Annotated in this window: 18 protein-coding genes; 5 read left to right on the top strand and 13 right to left on the bottom strand. The window is 64.2% G+C overall.

Annotated features, from left to right (window positions below):
* Nucleotides 1-6 precede the first annotated feature (6 nt).
* Together AAGW05_RS14865 and AAGW05_RS14860 are read right to left on the bottom strand one after the other, a co-directional pair.
* Complete coding sequence (locus tag AAGW05_RS14865) at nt 7-1,404, bottom strand: class II 3-deoxy-7-phosphoheptulonate synthase (protein ID WP_411805333.1); 1,398 nt, start codon at nt 1,402-1,404, stop codon at nt 7-9.
* A 73-nt stretch (nt 1,405-1,477) separates the two neighbouring features.
* A complete protein-coding gene (locus tag AAGW05_RS14860) occupies nt 1,478-2,341 on the bottom strand; it encodes a lysophospholipid acyltransferase family protein (protein WP_411805332.1) in 864 nt (287 codons plus the stop codon).
* Between the two features lie 178 nt (nt 2,342-2,519).
* Between AAGW05_RS14860 and AAGW05_RS14855 the strand changes: the two genes are divergently transcribed.
* A complete protein-coding gene (locus AAGW05_RS14855) occupies nt 2,520-3,263 on the top strand; it encodes an alpha/beta hydrolase (RefSeq protein WP_411805331.1) in 744 nt (247 codons plus the stop codon).
* Nucleotides 3,253-3,819 (top strand): hypothetical protein, encoded by a 567-nt coding sequence (locus AAGW05_RS14850; RefSeq protein WP_411805330.1) that lies wholly within the window; start codon nt 3,253-3,255, stop codon nt 3,817-3,819. Before AAGW05_RS14855 ends, AAGW05_RS14850 begins: the two co-directional genes overlap by 11 nt.
* A gap of 17 nt (nt 3,820-3,836) precedes the next feature.
* Here the strand turns inward: AAGW05_RS14850 and AAGW05_RS14845 are convergent, their stop codons facing one another.
* Nucleotides 3,837-4,841 carry an ROK family glucokinase gene (locus AAGW05_RS14845; protein ID WP_411805329.1) on the bottom strand — a complete coding sequence of 335 codons (1,005 nt, stop codon included), beginning with the start codon at nt 4,839-4,841 and terminating at the stop codon, nt 3,837-3,839.
* Nucleotides 4,842-4,996: 155 nt separating this feature from the next.
* Between AAGW05_RS14845 and AAGW05_RS14840 the strand changes: the two genes are divergently transcribed.
* Entirely contained in the window at nt 4,997-6,811 is a 1,815-nt protein-coding gene (locus AAGW05_RS14840) for an AMP-dependent synthetase/ligase (protein WP_411805328.1), read from the top strand.
* Between the two features lie 102 nt (nt 6,812-6,913).
* Here the strand turns inward: AAGW05_RS14840 and AAGW05_RS14835 are convergent, their stop codons facing one another.
* The gene (locus AAGW05_RS14835) at nt 6,914-10,309 is read right to left on the bottom strand and encodes a pyruvate carboxylase (protein WP_411805327.1); all 3,396 of its coding nucleotides are present in this window, start codon (nt 10,307-10,309) and stop codon (nt 6,914-6,916) included.
* Between the two features lie 235 nt (nt 10,310-10,544).
* Nucleotides 10,545-13,391, bottom strand: coding sequence for an aminomethyl-transferring glycine dehydrogenase (gene gcvP, locus AAGW05_RS14830; RefSeq protein WP_411805326.1), 2,847 nt, complete (start codon nt 13,389-13,391; stop codon nt 10,545-10,547).
* Between the two features lie 153 nt (nt 13,392-13,544).
* Between gcvP and AAGW05_RS14825 the strand changes: the two genes are divergently transcribed.
* Nucleotides 13,545-14,381, top strand: coding sequence for a ParA family protein (locus AAGW05_RS14825; RefSeq protein WP_411805325.1), 837 nt, complete (start codon nt 13,545-13,547; stop codon nt 14,379-14,381).
* Nucleotides 14,382-14,470: 89 nt separating this feature from the next.
* Here AAGW05_RS14825 and AAGW05_RS14820 read toward each other — a convergent pair whose 3' ends face one another.
* The 5 genes from AAGW05_RS14820 to gcvH all read right to left on the bottom strand — a co-directional run bounded on the left by AAGW05_RS14820 (nt 14,471) and on the right by gcvH (nt 17,648).
* A complete protein-coding gene (locus tag AAGW05_RS14820) occupies nt 14,471-15,061 on the bottom strand; it encodes a MerR family transcriptional regulator (protein WP_411805324.1) in 591 nt (196 codons plus the stop codon).
* Nucleotides 15,062-15,322: 261 nt separating this feature from the next.
* Nucleotides 15,323-15,832, bottom strand: a complete 510-nt coding sequence (locus AAGW05_RS14815) for a bifunctional nuclease family protein (protein WP_411805323.1) — start codon at nt 15,830-15,832, stop codon at nt 15,323-15,325.
* A complete protein-coding gene (locus AAGW05_RS14810) occupies nt 15,829-16,587 on the bottom strand; it encodes a MerR family transcriptional regulator (protein WP_411805322.1) in 759 nt (252 codons plus the stop codon). The genes AAGW05_RS14815 and AAGW05_RS14810 overlap by 4 nt, the downstream gene beginning before the upstream one ends.
* Before the next feature lie 15 nt (nt 16,588-16,602).
* Complete coding sequence (locus tag AAGW05_RS14805; RefSeq protein ID WP_411805321.1) at nt 16,603-17,088, bottom strand: FHA domain-containing protein; 486 nt, start codon at nt 17,086-17,088, stop codon at nt 16,603-16,605.
* 173 nt (nt 17,089-17,261) lie between these two features.
* A complete protein-coding gene (gcvH, locus tag AAGW05_RS14800; protein WP_411805320.1) occupies nt 17,262-17,648 on the bottom strand; it encodes a glycine cleavage system protein GcvH in 387 nt (128 codons plus the stop codon).
* A 206-nt stretch (nt 17,649-17,854) separates the two neighbouring features.
* Between gcvH and AAGW05_RS14795 the strand changes: the two genes are divergently transcribed.
* On the top strand, nt 17,855-18,574 hold the full coding sequence (locus tag AAGW05_RS14795) for a hypothetical protein (protein WP_411805319.1): 720 nt from the start codon (nt 17,855-17,857) through the stop codon (nt 18,572-18,574).
* On the opposite strand, the gene AAGW05_RS14790 is transcribed toward AAGW05_RS14795, so the two are convergent.
* The 3 genes from AAGW05_RS14790 to AAGW05_RS14780 form a co-directional block, all read right to left on the bottom strand.
* The gene (locus AAGW05_RS14790; RefSeq protein ID WP_411805318.1) at nt 18,571-19,035 is read right to left on the bottom strand and encodes a GNAT family N-acetyltransferase; all 465 of its coding nucleotides are present in this window, start codon (nt 19,033-19,035) and stop codon (nt 18,571-18,573) included. The two genes, AAGW05_RS14795 and AAGW05_RS14790, sit on opposite strands and share 4 nt — an antisense overlap.
* A 116-nt stretch (nt 19,036-19,151) precedes the next feature.
* Complete coding sequence (locus AAGW05_RS14785) at nt 19,152-19,343, bottom strand: hypothetical protein (protein ID WP_411805317.1); 192 nt, start codon at nt 19,341-19,343, stop codon at nt 19,152-19,154.
* 187 nt (nt 19,344-19,530) lie between these two features.
* Nucleotides 19,531-20,358 carry an SMP-30/gluconolactonase/LRE family protein gene (locus AAGW05_RS14780; protein ID WP_411805316.1) on the bottom strand — a complete coding sequence of 276 codons (828 nt, stop codon included), beginning with the start codon at nt 20,356-20,358 and terminating at the stop codon, nt 19,531-19,533.
* Between the last annotated feature and the right edge of the window lie 2 nt (nt 20,359-20,360).

Here is a 20,360-nt window from a genome sequence, read left to right as displayed (position 1 = left end):
GGGGAACTACTTGGACTTGCGCAGGCCCTCGGAGACCAGGAACGCCATTTCAAGTGACTGCTTGTGGTTCAGGCGCGGGTCGCACACCGACTCGTAGCCGGTCAGGAATGCTTCCTGGTCGATGGGGTCGGCGCCGCCGAGGCATTCGGCTACGTCGTCGCCTGTCATCTCGACATGCAGCCCGCCGGGGATGGTGCCCTGGGCCTGGTGGACCTCGAAGAAACCGCGGACCTCGTCGATGACGTCGTCGAAGTTGCGGGTCTTGTAGCCGTTGGGCGAGGTCACGGTGTTGCCGTGCATGGGGTCGGTGACCCACAGGACCTGGGCGCCGGAGGCCGTGACCTTCTCGACGAGGTTCGGCAGCTTCTCACGGATGTTGTTGGCACCCATGCGGGTGATGAACGTGAGGCGGCCGGGTTCGCGGTTCGGGTCGAGCTTTTCAATGAGGCGCAGGGCGTCATCAGGTGAGGTGGTGGGGCCGAGCTTGACGCCGATCGGGTTGCGGACACGGGACAGGAAGTCAACGTGCGCCTGGTCCAGGTCGCGGGTTCGCTCCCCGATCCAGAGGAAGTGGGCCGATGTGTCGTAGGGCAGTCCCGTCCGTGAGTCGATGCGGGTCAGCGCACGCTCGTAGTCAAGGAGCAGCGCCTCGTGGCTTGCGAAGAACTCAACTGTCTTCAGCGCCTCGAAGTCCGCACCGCAGGAAGCCATGAACTTGATGGCACTGTCAATTTCCTTGGCGAGCTGCTCGTAGCGGCTGTGTGCCGGGTTCGAGGTGAAGCCCTTGTTCCACTCATGCACGCTGCGCAGGTCAGCGAAACCGCCCTGCGTGAATGCGCGGATCAGGTTCAGCGTGGAGGCGGAGGTGTGGTACGCCTTGAGCATGCGCGCGGGATCGTGCCTGCGGGATTCCGGGGTGAACTCGTACCCGTTGACGATGTCCCCGCGGTAGGCCGGGAGGGTCACGCCGTCGCGCGTCTCATCATTGGAGGAGCGCGGCTTGGCGAACTGGCCGGCCATGCGCCCCATCTTGATGACTGGAAGCTGGGCGCCGTAGGTCAGCACGACGGCCATCTGTAAAATGGTCTTGACGCGGGCACTGATCTTATCTGCCGTTGCCGCTTCAAAGGTCTCGGCGCAGTCCCCGCCCTGGAGCAGGAACGCCTTGCCCTTGGCCGCCTGGGCCAGACGTGTTCGCAGCACATCAACTTCGCCGGCAAACACCAGCGGGGGCAGCGTGGAAAGCTCCTTGACCGTGGGCGCAAAGGCCGGGGACTCGGACCACGTGGGTTGCTGGGCAATGGGAAGCCCGCGCCAGTCGTCAAGGCCGGGGTAGGCGGCGGCACCGGGGACGGAAATTCCGGCAGCGGGTGCAAGAGGCTTGTTGGTAGTTAGGTCAGTCACGCCTTAAGACTATCGCCCAAAGCCGCGGCCCACCAACCAGTCCGTCCGCTGAGATGGCAGCGTGGTGCCTGCGCTACTTTGTGGGTGTTCCGGCGTCGGGCGTGGCTGTCGGTTCGGCGTCGCAAGCAGCGGCGGGAGCGGCCTTGGGCTCCTCCTTTTTCGCCCCGATAATGCTCACGGTCCCCGGTGCGATGGCCGCCGGGTCAAGCCTGACGGCGCCGGCAGGGTCCTTTGCTGCCGCCGGCTTGCCAGCCTTTTCGGCAGCGATCTTCTCCTTGACTGTACTGGCGTAAGAATCGACGTATTCCTGCCCGGACAGGCGCATGAGTTCATACATGATCTCATCGGTGACCGAACGCTGCACGAATCTGTCATCGGCCATGCCCTGGTAGCGGCTGAAGTCCATGGGCTCACCAAAGATGACCCCGAGGCGGCGGATGGTGGGGATGCGGCGCCCGATGGGCTGAACCTTATCTGTGCCGATCATGGCGACCGGAATGACGGGGACGTTGGCTGTCAGGACAAGTTTGGCCACACCGACCTTGCCCCGGTACAGGCGGCCGTCGGGGCTGCGGGTACCCTCGGGGTAGATGCCCAGCAGGCCCCCGCCCTGGAGCACGTCGATGCCCGTTTGCAGCGAATTCTGTGATGCGGCGCCGCCCGAGCGGTCCATGGGCAGCTGGTTTGTCAGCTTGAAGAACGCGGCCGTCAGCCGCCCCTTGATGCCCTTGCCTGTGAAGTAGTCGCTCTTGGCAAGGAACACCACAGGCCGCGGCACCATGAGCGGCATGAAAATTGAATCCGAAAAGGAGAGATGGTTGCTGGCCAGGACTGCGGGGCCCTCCAGGGGCAGGTTGTCCAGCCCCTTGGTCCAGGGCCGGAACAGCACCTTCAAGACGGGACCCAGAAAGATTTTCTTTAGTACCCAATAGATCACAGTGGTGTTCCTCCTCTGGCGCTGCCGGTTGCAAGCAAACCGAGTTCATTGCGGTACCCCCGCTGTGAACGTATCAACAGTAGTCTAATGATGGCGGCACCCGTTGGCGGCGGTGCAGCTTCATCCATCCACGCCGTTTCCCCGGCCACGGCGGCCGGGCTGGAAAGGGGCCACAACCATGGCGCAATCGTTCCGTTCCGAGGGACACGGGGAGTTGGCCCGGATCGGTGTGGCACTCTGCCACGGATTCACCGGTTCCACGGTGAGCATGCAGGGGTGGAGCGACTATCTGGCGGACGCCGGTTTTGCTGTGAACATGCCGCTGCTGGCCGGGCACGGCACCACCTGGCAGGAGCTTAACAAGACGCCCTGGGAGCATTGGTACAGGGATTTTGAGGCGTCCTATCTGGAATTGGCTGCACGCTGCGAGAGGGTTTATGTGGCGGGCTTGTCCATGGGCGGTGCGCTTGCGCTGCGCGTGGCGGCCCTGCATCCGGTGGCCGGGGTCGCCGTCGTCAATCCCGGGCTGACCTTTGATGACAAGAAGGCGAAATATTCTTCCCTGCTCAAATACGTTGTAAAGAGTGTTCCAGCGATCGGAAACGACATGAAGCGCCAGGGCGTCAGCGAGGGCGCCTACACCCGCACCCCCGTTGCGGCCGTCCACCAGCTGTCGAAGCTTTTTACCGACACCATCAACCTGCTCCCCCGTGTCACCGCCCCGACGCTGGTGTTCCGCTCCACCGTTGACCATGTGGTTCCCGAATCCAGCATTGAGGTGATCAAGGAACGGATTGGCAGCACAGACCTTCACGTGGTTCCGCTGGAAAACAGTTACCATGTAGCCACGATGGACAACGACGCCCCTTTGATTTTTTCCCAGTCTGCGGACTTCTTCCGGAGGAACCTTCATGCAATCTGATCCCGGCGCAGGCACGCCCCATACGGGCGGCAACGACGACGAGGTGTGGCGCGACCTCGTGGCCCGGCTCGAAGAGGTCCAGGACGGCTTCATGGACGCCCCCGAAAATGTCACAGACGGACCCGCTGAGGCTGCCCCTTCACCCGTAAAACCCGCGCCGCCGACCGAGGCGAAGGGCGTTGTTGACTTTGACCCCCTGGGCGTCTGGCAGCAGCAGTCCGAACCGGCGCCCCGTGAACCTGCCGCCCACGAACGCCGCAACGCGGACGACGCCGGACCTTCCGGCCCCCGGGACTACGACGTGGAGCACGAGGACGATGAATTCGTGCCGGAGGAACTTCCCAGCCTGCGCGGCTCGGAGCCTGCCATCGTGATGTCCTGGGTCGGCGCTGCCGGCGGCCCGCTGTTCCTTGTCCTGTCGGCCATCTTTTGGCGCCAGATTCCCATGATCCTTGTCATCGGCGTCATCGTGGCGTTCCTGGCAGGCACCGGCTACCTGCTGTACCGCCTGCCCAACCACCGCGACCATGACAGCGGAGACGGCGCCGTCGTCTGAGTCCTCCCGGCTGGCTCCTACGCGCGGGCCGGCCGCGTGCGTACGCGAGAGAGATCGGCGGCGCCGATCAATCCCGCATTCGGCCCCAGTTCGGCGACGGTGATGACTGCTTCCTGCCGGTAGCCGCGTCCCGTCAGATTCCGTGAATAGGCGCGACGTGCGGGTTCCAGCAGGAGCTCCCCCGCGGCGCTCAGGCCCCCGCCAATGACAAACAATGCAGGGTCAAGTGCCGCCGCTAGGTTCGCTATGCCCAGTCCGAGCCAGTCCCCGACCTCGGCCACGAGTTCCTGGGCCGTTGGCTCGCCCTGCAGGGCCAGTTCGGTGACGACGCTGCCGGTGATGTCCCTGGGCCGTCCGGCAACGGCCGCAAGGAAACCCGCCGCCATGGGTGAGTGCTTTTTCGCCAGCTCCCGGCCCTCGCGGCCCAGGGCATTTCCCGAGGCGTACTGCTCCCAGCAGCCCCGGTTGCCGCATTCGCAGCGGTGGCCGCCGGGCATGATGATTTGGTGGCCGAACTCGCCTGCCATGCCAAAACTGCCCCGTTCCACCCGGCCGTCGATGACAAGTGCCCCGCCAATCCCCGTCCCGAGGGTCAGCATGACAAGCCTGTCGTGCCCGCGGCCGGCCCCGAATCGCGATTCGGCCCAAGCGGCGGCATCGGCGTCGTTCGTGACGAGCACGGGGCGGCCCAACATGGCTTCAAGCGTGTCCCGCAGCGGTTCATCGCGCCACGCGAGGTGCGGGCTGAACAGCACCCTTGAGTCCTCAAGGTCCATCCACCCGGCCGCGCCAACCCCCACGGAGGCGAGGGTGTGCCTGGCGCCCAGTTCGTGGACGAGCTCCACGATGACAGCCTCGACGGCGCGGGCATCACGGCCGGGGGTGGTGCGCCGGAGCTCCTCAAGGATCACCCCGTTTCCGTCGACAACCCCGGCGGCGACCTTGGTCCCGCCTATGTCGATCCCCAGCGCCAGAGGGCTCTTCATGCTTGCGGACACGGGTTCATGTTGCGGCAAAGTCATCCCCCGATTGTATCGAGCCAGCCGCGGCCGAATTGAAAGTGTGAGCCGGACAACATAAAGTTACTCACGAGTAACATGTTCGTCCCGGTTGACGGTGGACTTCGCGGATAGAGTGAAGCAACACGATCGCAGGCCCACATAACAAAGGAGCTATTGTGCAAGAGATTTCGGTCCCGGCCAAGGTAGTCAGCCCCAGCACCATGAACACGACAGACTTTGTGCTTCGACAGGCAAAGCTGGTGACCAACCCTGCCTTATTCTCCCGGCGCAATGCCGACAATGTATGGGTGGATGTCTCCGCCAAGGAGTTCCTTGCCGATGTCAGTGCCATTGCCAAGGGCCTCATTGCCTCGGGCATCAACGTCGGTGACCGTGTGGGCATCATGGCACGCACGCGGTATGAATGGGCACTCGTTGACTTTGCGCTGTGGTTTGCCGGCGCGGTGTCGGTGCCGATCTACGAAACCTCCTCCCCCTCGCAGGTTGCCTGGAACCTGGGCGACTCGGCCGCCGTCGCCGTTTTCGCCGAAACCGGAACACACGAAAACATCGTCCGCCAGGCGGCCCACAACGAGGGCCTGACAGCACTGACAAATGTGTGGCAGCTTGAAGGCGACGGCCTTGACGTCCTGCGCGAGGCCGGCAGCGACGTCAGTGACGAAACCCTCGAGGCTGCACGCACGGCCAACGGCCTCGCCGACACAGCCACGATCATTTATACCTCGGGAACCACCGGCCGCCCCAAGGGCTGCATGCTCACGCACGGCAACTTCGTGGATTTGAGCGAAAACGCCCTGGCCGTGCTTGGTGAAAGCGTGGTGCCGCCGGGTTCACAGACCATCATGTTCCTGCCGATGGCCCACGTCTTCGCCAGGTACATATCGGTCCTCGCCGTCGCCGGCGGGGCCAAGGTGGGGCACACCCCCGACATCAAGCACCTGCTCGAGGACCTGCAAAGCTTCAAACCGACGTTCATCCTCGCCGTGCCGCGCGTCTTTGAAAAGGTGTACAACTCCGCCGCACTGAAGGCCGAGGGCGAGGGCAAGGGCAAGATCTTCGCGGCGGCAACCAAGACTGCCATCGACTACTCCCGCGCTGCCCAGCTCGGCAAGGTCGGCCTTGTTTTGACGGCGAAGCATGTTGTGTTCGACAAGCTTGTCTACAGCAAGCTCCGCGCCGCCATGGGCGGCCAGGTCCGCCACGCTGTCTCAGGCGGCGGCCCGCTCGGTGAGCGCCTCGGCCACTTCTTCCAAGGCATCGGGCTGCAGATCCTCGAGGGCTACGGCTTGACCGAGACAACCGCCCCCATCACCGTCAACCGCCCCGAGCACATCCGGATCGGCACCGTGGGCGCGCCCCTGCCGGGCAACTCTGTCAGGATTGCCGACGACGGCGAGATCCTCACCCAGGGCATTTGCGTCATGAAGGGCTACTTTGGCCGTGAGGACCTGACGGCGGAGAACTTCGTTGACGGCTGGTTCCGCACCGGCGACGTCGGCGAACTGGATGCCGAGGGTTTCCTGAAGATCACGGGGCGCAAAAAGGAAATCATTGTCACCTCCGGCGGCAAGAACGTTGTTCCGGCCCTGCTTGAGGACCAGATCCGTGCCGACGCCATTGTGTCCCAGTGCGTGGTCATTGGCGAGCAGCGTCCGTTCATCGCAGCGATCATGACGATCGACGAGGAAGCACTGCCGCAGTGGGGCAAGGCGCACGGTCTCCGCGCCGGCATCACCGTGGGCGAGGCCGCGAATGACCCGATAGTCCTCGCCGCGGTCCAGTCGGCCGTGAACAAGGCCAACAGCACCGTTTCGGCGGCCGAGTCAATCAAGCAGTTCAGGATTGTTGACACTGATTTCACCGAAACATCCGGCCACCTGACCCCGTCACTAAAGGTCAAGCGCGCCCAGGTCCTGAAGGACTTCGACTCCGTGGTCGAGGAGATCTACCTCAGCAAGAAGCCCGTCTAAGTCCTTCTTCAGCTTAAACGAGCTTAAACGCACCTTCCCCGCTTGTTCGTGGCTAACTAGCCACGGACAAGCGGGGAAGGTGCGTTTTTAGCACCAAGGGTGCTAGGAGATGACGACCAGGAGGTCCCCGCCCTGGACCTGGGCAATCCCGGAGATGGCGAGGCGGGCCACCGTGCCGCCCACCGGCGTCGTAATTGACGCTTCCATCTTCATGGCCTCAATCGTGGCAACCGTGGCGCCGGCCTCGAGCACATCGCCAACTGCGACCTTCAGGCTCACGGCACCTGCGAACGGGGCCGCGACCTGGCCGGGCACGTTCCCGTCGGCCTTCTCCGTGGCCTTGACAGTGCTCTCAATGCTGCGGTCGCGCACCACCACGGGGCGGCTTTGGCCGTTGAGCTTGCACACAACGGTGCGCATGCCCTTCTCGTCAGGCTCGGAGACGGTCTCCAGCACGGCGATCAGACGCACACCCTTACCCAGGTCCACTGCATGTTCCACGCCGCGGCGCAGACCGTACAGGTAGTCGCGGGTGTCCAGGACCGATACGTCGCCGTAGGTCTTGCGGACCTCATCGAAGTCTTTCGTGGGACCGGCGAACAGCAGGCGGTTCAGGGTGGCGCGGCGGGTCGTGCTGTCGGCGGCGAGTTCGGCACTGTCCTGCGCGTTCAGCGTGCCCATGCGGTCAACGACGGTGCGTCCCTGCAGCGCCTTCGTGCGGAAGGGCTCGGGCCAGCCGCCGGGCGGGGTGCCCAGTTCGCCGCCGAGGAAGCCGACCACGGAGTCCGGGATGTCGTAGTCTTGCGGGTTGGCCTCGAAGTCGGCGGGATCCGCCTTGATGCCGACAAGGTGCAGGGCCAGATCGCCCACCACCTTTGACGACGGCGTGACCTTGATTAGGTGCCCAAGGATCCTGTCCGCTGCCGTGTACATGTCCTCGATTTCCTCGAAGCGCTCTCCCAGTCCCAGCGCGATGGCCTGCTGGCGCAGGTTGGAAAGCTGGCCGCCGGGGATCTCGTGCAGGTACACGCGGCCGGTGGGTGCTGCCAGGCCCGATTCGAAGGGCGAGTACAGGCGGCGCACTGCCTCCCAGTACGGCTCAAGGGAGCTGATGGCCGCAAGGTCGATACCCGTGTCACGCTCGGTGTGCGCCAGCGCCGCAACGAGTGCCGAGGCCGAGGGCTGGCTGGTGGTACCCGCCAGTGCCGCGGAGGCGACGTCGACGGCGTCGACCCCTGCATTGATGGCAGCCATCAGGGTGGCCAGCTGACCGCCTGCGGTGTCATGGGTGTGCAGGTGGACCGGCAGGTCAAAGCGTTCCCGCAGGGCCGTGACAAGCTTGGCCGCGGCTGCCGGGCGCAGCACGCCCGCCATGTCTTTGATGGCCAGGATGTGGGCGCCTGCATCAACGATGCGCTGCGCCAGCTCAAGGTAGTAGTCAAGGGTGTAAATGGTTTCGGCCGGGTCAAGGAGGTCCCCGGTGTAGCAGAGTGCGACCTCGGCAACGGCTGTTCCGGTCGCGCGGACGGCCTTGATGGCAGGCTCCATCTGGTCGACGTCGTTGAGCGCATCGAAGATGCGGAAGATGTCAATGCCGCTGGCGGCCGCTTCCTGCACAAACGCGTCGGTGACCTCGGCGGGGTACGGCGTGTAGCCCACGGTGTTCCTGCCACGAAGCAGCATCTGCAGGCAGACGTTCGGCAGGGCCTCTCGCAGCTGCGAGAGGCGCTGCCACGGGTCCTCGCCGAGGAAGCGCAGGGAGACGTCGTACGTGGCGCCGCCCCATGCCTCCACCGAGAGCAGCTGCGGGGTCAGCACGGAAACGGCAGGTCCCGCAGCAAGCAGGTCACGCGTGCGGACACGGGTTGCCAGCAGCGACTGGTGTGCATCGCGGAACGTTGTGTCGGTGACGGCCACTGCGGTCTGCGCGCGCAGTGCCGCGGCGAAGCCCTCGGGGCCCAACTCGGCGAGCAGCTGCCGCGAACCGGCGGGTGCGTTGGCGAGGTCGACGGCGGGAAGCTTGCGTGCGGGATCCTCCAGCACCTGCAGATCGCCGTGCGGCTTGTTGACGGTGACGTCCGCCAGCCAGGTCAGCAGCTTCGTCCCACGGTCGCTGGAGACGTGCGAGTTCAGCAGTTCGGGGCGTTCGTCGATGAACGACGTCGCAACGTCGCCTGCGTTGAAGGCGGGGTCCTCAAGGACCGCCTGCAGGAAGGAGATGTTGGTGGATACGCCTCGGATGCGGAACTCGGCCAGGGCGCGACGGGCACGGGAAACCGCGGTTTCGTAGTCGCGGCCGCGGCAGGTGAGCTTGACCAGCAGGGAGTCGAAGTGCGGGCTGATCTCGGCACCTGCGTAGATGGTTCCGCCGTCGAGCCGCACGCCTGCACCACCGGCGGAACGGTAGGTGGTGATCTTGCCGACGTCCGGGCGGAAGCCGTTGGCGGGGTCCTCCGTGGTGATGCGGCACTGCAGTGCGGCGCCCTTGACCCGGATGGTGTCCTGGCTCAGGCCGAGGTCCGCCAGTGTCTCACCCGCGGCGATGCGCAGCTGGGCCTGAACGAGGTCGACGTCGGTGATTTCCTCGGTGACCGTGTGCTCGACCTGGATGCGCGGGTTCATTTCGATGAACACGTGCTGGCCGGCGCGCTCACCGACGGTGTCAACAAGGAACTCGACCGTGCCGGCATTGACGTAGCCCATGGCCTTGGCGAACTTCACGGCGTCTGCGTGCAGCGCCTTGCGGATGTTCTCGTCAAGGTTCGGGGCCGGGGCAATTTCAACCACCTTTTGGTGGCGTCGCTGCAGCGAGCAGTCACGCTCGAACAGGTGGATGACGTTGCCCTCGCCGTCGGCAAGGATCTGGACCTCGATGTGGCGGGGGCGCAGAACGGCCTGTTCAAGGAACATGGTGGCGTCGCCGAAGGCGGCATCCGCCTCACGCATGGCGGCCTTCAGAGCCTCCTCGAGGTCCTCGGCCTTCTCAACCCGGCGCATGCCGCGGCCGCCACCGCCGGCGACGGCCTTGGCGAAGATGGGGTATCCGATGTCAGCTGCGGCTCCGAGCAAGTACTCGAGGTCGGCGCTGGGCTCGCTTGACTGCAACACGGGGATGCCCGCCTTGCGGGCCGCGTCCAGTGCGTGCACCTTGTTCCCTGTCAGCTCAAGCACCTCGGCCGGAGGCCCCACGAAGGTGATGCCAGCGTCCCTGGCGGCAGCCGCGAGGTCGGGGTTCTCAGCCAAGAATCCGTAACCGGGGTAGATGGCATCGGCACCGGCTTCCTTGGCGACGCGGATGATTTCCGCAACGTCAAGGTAGGCGCGCACAGGATGGCCCTCTTCACCGATCAGGTAGGCCTCGTCGGCCTTCTGACGGTGGATCGATGTTCGATCCTCGTAGGGGTAGACAGCAACGGTTTTGGCGCCCAGTTCGTAACTGGCACGGAAGGCCCGGATCGCGATTTCCCCGCGGTTGGCAACCAGAATTTTCGAAAACATCTCACTCCTGTGTCGACGATAGTGTCGTGGCCCCACGCGCCGCCAAGGCAGTACGGGGGCGAACCTAGGGGAGCCGGCCCCGTGTGAATCCAGACCGGCTCCCCGAATCAATGCTGCAGATGTAGCGGTGCTCTTGCAGGCTGTGCTGCGCATCACCGTTGCCAGCGTAACAAATACCGCGGCCAACCCAACTGTGACTCCGCACACAGTTAGGTTGGCCGGGGCATCCGATGCTTTAGAACACTTCTGCCAGTTCCTCAATGGACGGGCAGGAGCACACGAGGTTGCGGTCCCCGTACGCCTGGTCGATCCGGCGCACCACGGGCCAGTACTTGGCACGCGGGTCCACGCCGGCCGGGAAGACTGCCTCTTCACGGGTGTAGGGGTGCTCCCACTGCTGGGTGATGCTCTGTGCCGTGTGCGGGGCGTTGGCCAGCGGGTTGTCCTCCACGGGCCACAGGCCGTCCTGTACGGCCGCGATTTCCTTGCGGATGGAGATCATGGCGTTGATGAACCTGTCGATCTCGCCCAGGTCCTCGGACTCGGTGGGCTCCACCATCAGGGTGCCTGCCACAGGGAAGGACATGGTGGGTGCGTGGAAGCCGTAGTCGATCAGGCGCTTGGCAACGTCGTCAACGCTCACCCCTGAATCGGCGGTGATGCCTCGCAGGTCGAGGATGCACTCGTGCGCCACGAGGTCGTTGGCGCCTGTGTACAGCACGGGGTAGTGCTCGCCCAGGCGGCGGGCAATGTAGTTCGCCGACAGGATCGCCGTCTGGGTTGCCAGGCGCAAACCGTCGGGGCCCATCATGCGGATGTACGCCCAGGAGATGGGAAGGATCGACGCCGAACCATACGGTGCGCTGGAAACCAGGCCCACCGACGTGTCGGCACCGAGCTCGCGGGCCGGCAGGTGCTTGGCCAGGTGCGCGCCAACGGCAACGGGGCCCACGCCGGGGCCGCCGCCGCCATGCGGGATGCAGAAGGTCTTGTGCAGGTTCAGGTGCGATACGTCGGCACCGAACTTGCCCGGCCGGGCCAGGCCGACCAGGGCGTTCAGGTTGGCGCCGTCGACGTAAACCTGTCCGCCGGCGTCGTGGATCATGGCGCAGATGGTGCTGATCTCGGTCTCGAACACGCCGTGGGTCGACGGGTAGGTGACCATGATGGCCGCAAGGTCGTTCTCGTGGATGGTGATCTGGCGCTTCAAGTCATCGATGTCGATGTTGCCGAAACCGTCGGTGGCCACGGCGACAACCTTCAGCCCGGCCATGACGGCTGAGGCCGCGTTGGTGCCGTGGGCCGAGGTCGGGATCAGAACGATGTTGCGGTCGGGGTTGCCGTTTTCCACATGGTAGGCGCGGATGGCCATGAGACCTGCAAATTCGCCCTGTGAGCCGGCGTTGGGCTGCACGGAGACGGCGTCGTAGCCGGTGATCTCGGCCAGCCAGGACTCGAGCTGCGTTGCCATTTCCACGATGCCCACGGTGTCGGCGGCAGGTGCAAACGGGTGCAGGCTGGAGAACTCGGGCCAGGTCACGGCGGCCATTTCGGCCGTCGCGTTAAGCTTCATGGTGCACGAGCCCAGCGGGATCATGCCGCGGTCAAGCGCGTAGTCCGCGTCGGAGAGCTTGCGCAGATAGCGCAGCATCTGAGTCTCGGAGTTGTGTGCGTGGAAGACCGGGTTGGTCATGAATTCCACGGACCGGGCCGGTGCGGGGAGTTCGACGGCGGATGCGCCGGCAGCTTGTGCCGGCGCGGTGGTGCCCAGCAGGCCCGCCAAGGCGACGACGTCGGCCTCGGTGGTGGTTTCATCGACGGCGATCTGCAGGTGCTCGCGGTCGACCTGGCGCAGCAGGTAGCCGGCGGAGTGGGCCGCGGCGACGAGCTCGGCTGCGGCGTGGCCGCTGGCCGAGGCGACCTTGATCTTGACGGTGTCGAAGAAGTTGTCGTGGACAACGCTATGGCCGGCGGCCACAGCTGCCGCGGCAACCGCGAGGGCCCTGGCGTGGACGCGGGTGGCGATCCGCTTCAGGCCGTCCGGTCCGTGGTAGACGGCGTACATGCCGGCCATGACAGCCAACAGCACCTGGGCGGTGCAGATGTTGGAGGTGGCCTTCTCGCGGCGGATGTGCTGCTCGCGGGTCTGCAGGGCCAGGCGGTAGGCCTGGTTGCCGGCTGCGTCCTTGGAGACACCCACGAGGCGGCCGGGCAGTGAACGCTCCAGGCCCTTGCGGACTGCCATGTAGCCGGCGTGCGGTCCGCCGAAGCCCATGGGCACGCCAAAGCGCTGCGAGGTGCCCACGGCCAGGTCGGCGCCGAGGGCACCGGGAGATTCAAGCAGGGTCAGGGCCAGCAGGTCCGCGGCGACGGCCACGACGGCCTTCTTCTCGTGGGCGGCGGCAATGATCGGGGCAATGTCGCGGATGAGGCCGCAGTCGCCCGGGTACTGCAGCAGCACGCCGAAGAACTCAGCCTCAGGAAGCGCCTGGCCAAAGTCATGTGTGAGGACGGGGATGCCCATCGCCTTGGCGCGCGTCATGACGACCGCGAGGGTCTGCGGGAAGACATCAGCGTCAACCAGCAGGACGGCGTCCGCCGATGCCGTGCGGTTGGTGCGGCGCATCAGTGCGACGGCTTCAGCGGCTGCCGTGCCCTCATCGAGCATTGAGGCGTTGGCCGTGGCCATGCCGGCGAGGTCGGACACAACAGTCTGGAAATTCAGCAGCGCCTCGAGGCGGCCCTGGGAAATTTCGGGCTGATACGGCGTGTAGGCCGTGTACCAGGCGGGGCTTTCCAGGACGTTGCGCTGAATCACACCCGGGGTGTGGGTACCGTAGTAGCCCTGGCCGATGAAGGACTTGTTGACGGTGTTTTTTCCCGCCAGGGCCTTCAACTCGGCCAACATGGCCTCTTCGGACACGGCAGCCTGCAGGTTCATGGGCTCGGTCGTGTAGATCGATTTCGGCAGCGCGGCGGTTGTAAGTTCCTCCAAAGAACCAAATCCGAGGGTGCTCAACATATGATGAATGTGGGGCTGCGCAGTAACCCCAATGTGTCGGTCACTAAAGTCGGCCGACACAAGGTTGTTTGTGTTCTGGCTCCTGGGCAAAATATCAGCGGTGTTTGTCAAAGGGTTCTCCAAGTCGCGAACGTTCCACAGCTATTGTATGTGTCAGGGCTGTAGGCAGCAGCACATGATTGAGTAAGCAACGCAAAGGGTAATGGTTCAGCAGTGCAAGTAGTGAGTATCAGCAGCCTCAAGGGCGGCGTCGGCAAGACGTCAGTCACGCTGGGTCTTGCCTCGGCGGCACTGGCAGCCGGCATCCCCACCCTGGTGATCGACCTGGACCCGCACGCCGACGCGACCACCGGCCTCGGTGTTGCAGCACGCGACCAGCTCGACATCGGGCAGATGATCAAGAACGCCCGGAAGGCAGACCTCGGTGCCAATGTGCTCCCCAGCGGCTGGCTTGCGGCGCACAAGAACGACGGCGCAACTCCCCCGACGCTCGACGTCGCCATGGGTTCCGCGTTCAGTGGAATTTACGACCGGCCCGACCTTGGCAAGCGTGACCTTCGACGCCTTTCGACGATCCTTGCCAACGCCGACCGCGACGGAAAGGCGCCGTACCAGCTGGTCCTCATCGACTGCCCGCCTTCCCTGAACGGCCTGACCCGGATGGCGTGGACGGCCAGCAGCCGCGTGCTGCTCGTTGCCGAGCCCGGGCTGTTCTCCGTTGCCGGCACACAGCGGACCCTGCGCGCCATTGAACTGTTCCGCACGGAGTTCGCCCCGACGCTTGTTCCTGCCGGGATCGTGGCCAACCGCGTCCGCACTGGCTCCAACGAGCACGCCTACCGTCTGGGTGAGATGAAGACCATGTTCGGCGATCTGCTGCTCTCCCCCACCATTCCGGAACAGGCAAACTGGCAGCAGATCCAGGGCGCGGCCCATCCTGTGCACCAGTGGCCCGGCGACTCGGCAAAGAACGCCTCGGCGCTCTTTGACAGGCTGCTCGACTCGGTGCTGAATCAGAGCGCGACCCGAAGCCGCCTCTACCGCGGCTAGCGCTCCTCGCAAGTTTTCCTGCAGAAAACGGCGAAAATTCACGATTTTGACGTTTTTTTCGCGGTTTTCTGCGAGTCAGTCGGAACGGGCTAGGAGATTTTGCGAGCCTGGCGGCGCTTGCTGAGTTCGTCGTCCTGGAAGGACACGGCGGCGTGCTCACTGGGGAGGGCGGCAAGGGTGCCTTCAACCTCGCGCCAGACACGGCCAACGGCAATGCCGAAGACGCCCTGCCCGCCCTGGACAAGGTCAATGACCTCATCGGCGGAGGTGCATTCGTAGACGGAGGCACCGTCGCTCATCAGGGTGATCTGCGCCAGGTCCTCAACGCCGCGCTCACGCAGGTGTTCAACGGCCGAGCGGATCTGCTGGAGGGAGACCCCGGTGTCCAGGAGCCGCTTGACGACCTTGAGGACCAGAATGTCCCTGAAGCCGTACAGTCGCTGCGATCCGGAACCGGCAGCACCGCGCACGGCGGGTTCGACCAGGCCGGTGCGGGCCCAGTAGTCCAGCTGGCGGTACGTAATGCCTGCGGCCTTGCACGCGGTGGGGCCGCGGTAACCGGCGTGAACATCCAGAACGGGCAGATCCTCGGTGAACAGCAGGCCCTGGGAGCCTGCACTCAAGGCAGCGCTGGGGACGACGGCTGCCGCCAGCTCGCCGGCGTCACTCTTGGCACTCACGTGGATCCTCCTGTTCACAGTCCCCCGCATGGTTGGCTTGCCAGCGAACGGCAAAGCACAGGTCTCGGGCGGGAGCTGTTGGACTCTCACCTCAAGTGTGACCGTGCCAGCTGAAGCTTGCAATGGGGAACTCAATACTTTGAACGTTAGAGCCGTGCGGGGCCAAGGTCAAAGACGTCCGCACAACAATTTGGCCGTGTCGAAAGTTTCAGGCTCAGCTTTAAGGTTAGAGATGGTGAGAAATGCGCGAAAATCCGCGGATTATTTGTCAAAATCCTCGGGTTCGACGGCATTGAGGAATTCCCTGAATTGACGAACCTCACGCTCTTCGGCTTCGTCATCGTGTCCGACCGTCTGCTCGTTGCCGGCCTCGTCGTGGGTGCCGATCACGACGCCGGCCTCCTCCACGAGGGTTTCTGCCGCCCAGATGGGGCACTTCGCGCGTTGGGCAATGGCGATGGCGTCGGAGGCGCGTGAACCAATGGTGATGCCGTTCTCGAAAAGCAGTTCGGCGAAGAACACGCCATCTTCAACCTTCGTCAGGTTCACCCTGATGATATTGTGCCCCAGGGCCCGGACGACGCCGCACAGCAGATCGTGGGTCAGGGGGCGCGGCGGCACCACGCCCTGTTCGGCCAGGGCGATGGCGGTGGCCTCGGCAGCACCGATCCAGATGGGGATGTGGCGCTCACCCAACCGTTCGCGCAGCAGCACCAGCGGCTGGTTGGACGGGAGTTCTATCCGGACACCGACAATCTGGACTTCGATCATGAGGTTTCCATTTCGGCAATGCGAGTCTGCACCAGCGCGCTGTGCAGGTTCAGGCAGTGCTCGGCAATTTCGCGGGCCATCTCCGCCGCACGCAGGGCTGAGGTGCCGCCACGCCGGGAGGACAAGGGGCCGACAGCACGCTCAACCAGGCCGAATTCCCTGTCGGCGGCGGCCTGAAAGGGCCGCAGGTGCCGGGGTTCAATCCCATGGGCAGCCAACGCCGTGCAGGCCTGCGCCACTTTCAAGGCCTGGTCGTCAAAGGTGCCGCCGCGGATGTCAATCAGTCCGTAGCTGAGCATGGTCTCATAGAGCTCGATCCCGGCACCGGATTCACTGCGCAGTTGCTCGGGCGTCAGCCTCCGCGGCCTGCCCTTGAGTCGGCTCTCCAGGTCATCGGACACCATGCGCGGTGCAATGGAAACGCCGGGCGGGAGGTTTTGCGGGGTCAGGCCCGCATCGATCGCCTCAAGGTACTCCCCGATGACCTTCAGTGGAAGGTAATGATCACGTTGGAGGCCAAGCACGAAACGCAGCCGTTCGACGTCGGACTCCCGGAACTGGCGGTAACCGGCGGGGGTCCGTTGCGGGGTGATCAGGCCCTTTTCTTCGTAAAAACGGATCTTTGAAGCCGTCACTGAGGGGAAGTCGGCGCTCAGTTGCGCCAGGACTTCACCAATGTTCAGGACGGTTGTGGCACCGGAACGCCGGTTGGTGGACTGAACCTCCACCAACCGGCGGCCGGCACCGGAACTCATGCTTGCCACGGCGCCCTAGGAATCCGCAGCGGCGTCGTTGGGGCTGAAGTAGTAGGTCAGGCGGAATTTGCCAATCTGTACTTCATTGCCGGAGCGCAGGCGCACGTCATCTACCCTGTCCCCGTTGACGTACGTGCCGTTGAGGCTGCCGGCGTCGACAACCTCAAAGCCGCCGTCGAACTTCAGGAAATTCACGTGCCTGCGCGACACCGTCACATCATCAAGGAAGATGTCTGCATCGGGGTGCCGGCCGGCCGTGGTGACCTGACTGTCAAGCAGGAACCGTGCTCCGGCGTTGGGCCCCACGTGCGCGATCAGAAGCGCAGAACCGGCGGGAAGCGAGTTCACCGCGTTCTGCTCATCCGGCGCGAGGACCGGAACCGTGGAGGGTCGGCCACCATGAACAGGGGGGAGCTGGATCGAGGTGGTATCTGTTGCACCCGGCTGATCCTGGGAAATCGCCTGATCGTTCACCCCGGCGTTGTTACCCGTGTCAACCATTGGTACTCCTCCTTTTCGAAATCTAAACTGTCGAAAACCCGGCCGGGTCCTCGATTCCCAACAATGTACGTGCAGCCGCTGGGAAAGGTCTGGGTGGGACCGGCGCATCCGCGATGAGTGCACCGGCCGGCCCCACGGACCGAAGTCCCTGGGGGCCTAAAGCTTCCTGGCTACTAGCCTACCTTTTCCTGGTAGTCACCCGCGCTGAGCAGCGAGCTGAAGCTTGCGGCATCTGCAAGGGTGATCTCAACGAGCCAGCCGGCACCGTAGGGGTCGGAGTTGATGAGCGACGGGTCCGAGTCAAGGGCCTCATTGCGTGCCGTGACGGTTCCGCTCAGGGGAGCGTAAATGTCGCTGACGCTCTTGGTGGATTCAACTTCGCCCACGACGGTGTCGGCCGTGACTTCCGTGCCGACCTCGGGCATCTGGACATACACGACATCACCGAGGGCATCCTGCGCAAAATCCGTGATGCCAACGCGCACCATGCCGTCTGTTGTGGGGGCCTGGACCCATTCGTGCTCCGCCGTGTAGGACAGGTCTGCGGGAATGTTGCTCATAATGCGCACCTTTCGGGATTCTTCGCTGCCGAGCGAAGAAAAAGTGAAGTCTGTCGTGAATCAAAAACACTGGTGGCCGCAGATTTATCCCACGGTCCACATCCAGTCTTTAGTGTGGAGCCGTTATTGACAAGTCGAAGGTACTTTCTAGCACTATTACTCGAAATAGCGGTCGAAGCCGGCAGCAACTCTGAGATGATTCAAGCATGACTGATTCAGCTACGCCCACTCCCCCCGGCGGCCCGGTTGGTCCCGTCCCCCGGGGTGGCAAGGCGGCCACGACAGGCGGCGTCACCGAGGAAAAGATGCCGGTTTGGCTCTTCCGCACCATCATCGGCGCCATAGCCGCCGTCGTGCTTGTGGTCGGGTACCTGATTGCCTCTGTCACCGTGCCGCTTGTGTGGGCCAACTCCATCAAGGGCCAGGTGGGCGGCAGCCTGGGCAACAGCATTCCACTGGGCATGTTCTACGGCTTCACCTTCACGTTTGTGCCGATCCTCATCCTCTGGCAGGCACGCCGGTCGACGTTGCACAGATGGGCGCGGATCTCCCTTGCTGCGGTGGGTGTGCTGCTGAGTATTCCCAACCTGATGACCCTTGGCGTCCTCTATGGCACCACCCAAACGTCAACTGACGCACGGAGCATCTGGGCCAACAGCGCCAACTGGTTCGGCACCTGGAGCCAGGTGTTCATGGTCATCGGCGTGGTGTGTGCTGTCGCCGTGATCGTCCTGGGCCGCATGTGGCTGCGCCGCGGCAGGAAGATCCGTGAGATTAAGGCCGCCGAAAAGCTTGTGCGGGACAACGAGCGTGCCAGGGAAAAAGCGCAAAGGGAAGCCGGCAGCGCCGCGGAAAAGGCCGCCAAGGAGGCTGCCCGAGCCGAACGCCGCCACGGCAGCAAGCCCACAGACACCCCGCAGGACTAGCGGGCTGCGCCGTCCCAGCTCATGTGCAGCAAGGGGTGCGGCAATCCATGGGCGTCTGTTTCCGATCGGCCCACGGGAGTGAACCCGCGCTTGATGTAAAAGACGGCTGCCCGCGGATTTTGTTCGTTCACGTCCAGGACAAGGCGGGGAAACTGCTGCTGCGCCCATTCAAGCAGCTTGCTGCCAACGCCCGTTGAGCGGACCTCATCGGCAACAAAAAGCATGGACACCTGGCGGTTTTTCATCCCAATGAATCCCAGGATGCTGCCGTTGCGTTCGGCCACCTGGATCCGCAGCCGTGGCAGGTATTCGTCCCTGATCCGTGGCTCGAGCCTGTCAATTGCTTCGAGGGAGAGGAAATGGTGCGTGGCCTCGACTGAGTCACGCCACACGTTGGTGAGTTCCTCAAAGTCTTCCGGCTCGCGGCTCTCCCTCAAAAGGATTACGGGTGCAGCACTCACAAGTTCCCCGTTTCTTCTCCCCGGACCGGGTGGATCCAAGGTGACGGCCTGTCCATTCGGACAACCACCAGCCTAGTCCCCGGCCCGGGACCGGCCGGCAGCGCGTAACACAAATGTCATGGCTGCAACCAAAATGTAATTATTGCGTCGCCGCCCCGCTCAGTGCCACGGCCAACTCCGCCCGGCTGCCGGTTGCCCACTGCGTTGAGCTGCGCCACTGCCAGCATCTGTTCTTCGGCTAGGGCGAAGACGTCAAAGGGCCTGCCCGACTGTGCCACGGCAAGGACGTATGCGGGCACCAGCGTCATGTTGGCCGGGATGACAGCTGCCGCGGGCCGGAGACTTAAATAAGACGACCCGCAGAGCATCGGCGAGATACTCGTACGGGCCTAACCGCCGCTAACTCTGAGAAGAGCGCCTTGGCTACGAAGAACATTACCTGCCGCGGCCGTGAACGGTTGCATCGAATTGGCCCGATGAGCGTCAATTCACACTTTATCCCCGGTCACGGCCCAGCCTGACGGCGACTGCCCGCCCTGTTGCCAGTGCGCCTGGATCCATGGCGGCGGGCCAGTCGGCAGCCATGACCAGCAGGGTGTCGGAGCCCTCCCCTCCCACGGCGCAGGAAAAGCAGCCCTGTCCCATTTCGATGGTGCGCAGCACTTCACCGCCCTGGGCCACCAGGACGCAGCACTGGTTGGGCACGTCGGCATACCAAATGCCGCCGTTCCCGACGCAGATGCCGTCGGGGGCACTGCCCCGAACAGCAGCCCATACGCGCCGGCGGGCCAGTGAACCGTCGGGTTCAATGTCGAAGGCCGTGAGGCACCCGGCGTTCGACTCGGCAACCACCAAGGTGCCGCCGTCGTCAATCACCACCATGCCGTTGGGGAAGGCGAGCCGTTCAGCGACGACTGTTGCGCCGCCGTCGGCCGTCACGCGCGCAATCAACCCGGACACCTGCGCAGGGCCGGGATAGGCATGGCCGACGCAATTGACATAGGCGGTAGCGCCGCAGGTGGCGACCTCGTTCCAGGGCGTATCGGAGAGATCCGACAGCGAGGCGAAGTGAGCGAAGTCGCCGGCGGGAGTCAGCGTCAGCAGCTCGCCGGCGGATCCGGAAACGACAATCAGCTCCCCGTCGGGCAGCCAGTCGAAGGTGACAGGGTAGGACGGCACCGAGAACCTCTGGTGTTCGGTGCCGTCCAGATCGACAGCATAAATGAGGTGCTTTTTCCAGTCGGCGAACCAAAACCTCCCGCCGTGCCAGCGCGCCGACTCCCCCATGATGATTCCCGTGGCAATGACCCGTTGATGTTCCATTG

It is taken from the genome of Arthrobacter sp. LAPM80 (assembly GCF_046736435.1).
Lineage (GTDB): Bacteria > Actinomycetota > Actinomycetes > Actinomycetales > Micrococcaceae > Specibacter.
This window is presented reverse-complemented; position numbering and strand designations above follow the sequence as displayed.

What these genes read in the sequence shown, in the direction of transcription:
- AAGW05_RS14835 (WP_411805327.1), bottom strand. Translation starts at nt 10,309, where the DNA reads ATGTTTTCGAAAATTCTGGTTGCCAACCGCGGGGAAATCGCGATCCGG.
- AAGW05_RS14855 (WP_411805331.1), top strand. Translation starts at nt 2,520, where the DNA reads ATGGCGCAATCGTTCCGTTCCGAGGGACACGGGGAGTTGGCCCGGATC.
- AAGW05_RS14810 (WP_411805322.1), bottom strand. Translation starts at nt 16,587, where the DNA reads ATGAGTTCCGGTGCCGGCCGCCGGTTGGTGGAGGTTCAGTCCACCAAC.
- AAGW05_RS14815 (WP_411805323.1), bottom strand. Translation starts at nt 15,832, where the DNA reads ATGATCGAAGTCCAGATTGTCGGTGTCCGGATAGAACTCCCGTCCAAC.
- AAGW05_RS14780 (WP_411805316.1), bottom strand. Translation starts at nt 20,358, where the DNA reads ATGGAACATCAACGGGTCATTGCCACGGGAATCATCATGGGGGAGTCG.
- AAGW05_RS14785 (WP_411805317.1), bottom strand. Translation starts at nt 19,343, where the DNA reads ATGACGCTGGTGCCCGCATACGTCCTTGCCGTGGCACAGTCGGGCAGG.
- gcvH (WP_411805320.1), bottom strand. Translation starts at nt 17,648, where the DNA reads ATGAGCAACATTCCCGCAGACCTGTCCTACACGGCGGAGCACGAATGG.
- AAGW05_RS14850 (WP_411805330.1), top strand. Translation starts at nt 3,253, where the DNA reads ATGCAATCTGATCCCGGCGCAGGCACGCCCCATACGGGCGGCAACGAC.
- AAGW05_RS14805 (WP_411805321.1), bottom strand. Translation starts at nt 17,088, where the DNA reads ATGGTTGACACGGGTAACAACGCCGGGGTGAACGATCAGGCGATTTCC.
- AAGW05_RS14845 (WP_411805329.1), bottom strand. Translation starts at nt 4,841, where the DNA reads ATGACTTTGCCGCAACATGAACCCGTGTCCGCAAGCATGAAGAGCCCT.
- AAGW05_RS14795 (WP_411805319.1), top strand. Translation starts at nt 17,855, where the DNA reads ATGACTGATTCAGCTACGCCCACTCCCCCCGGCGGCCCGGTTGGTCCC.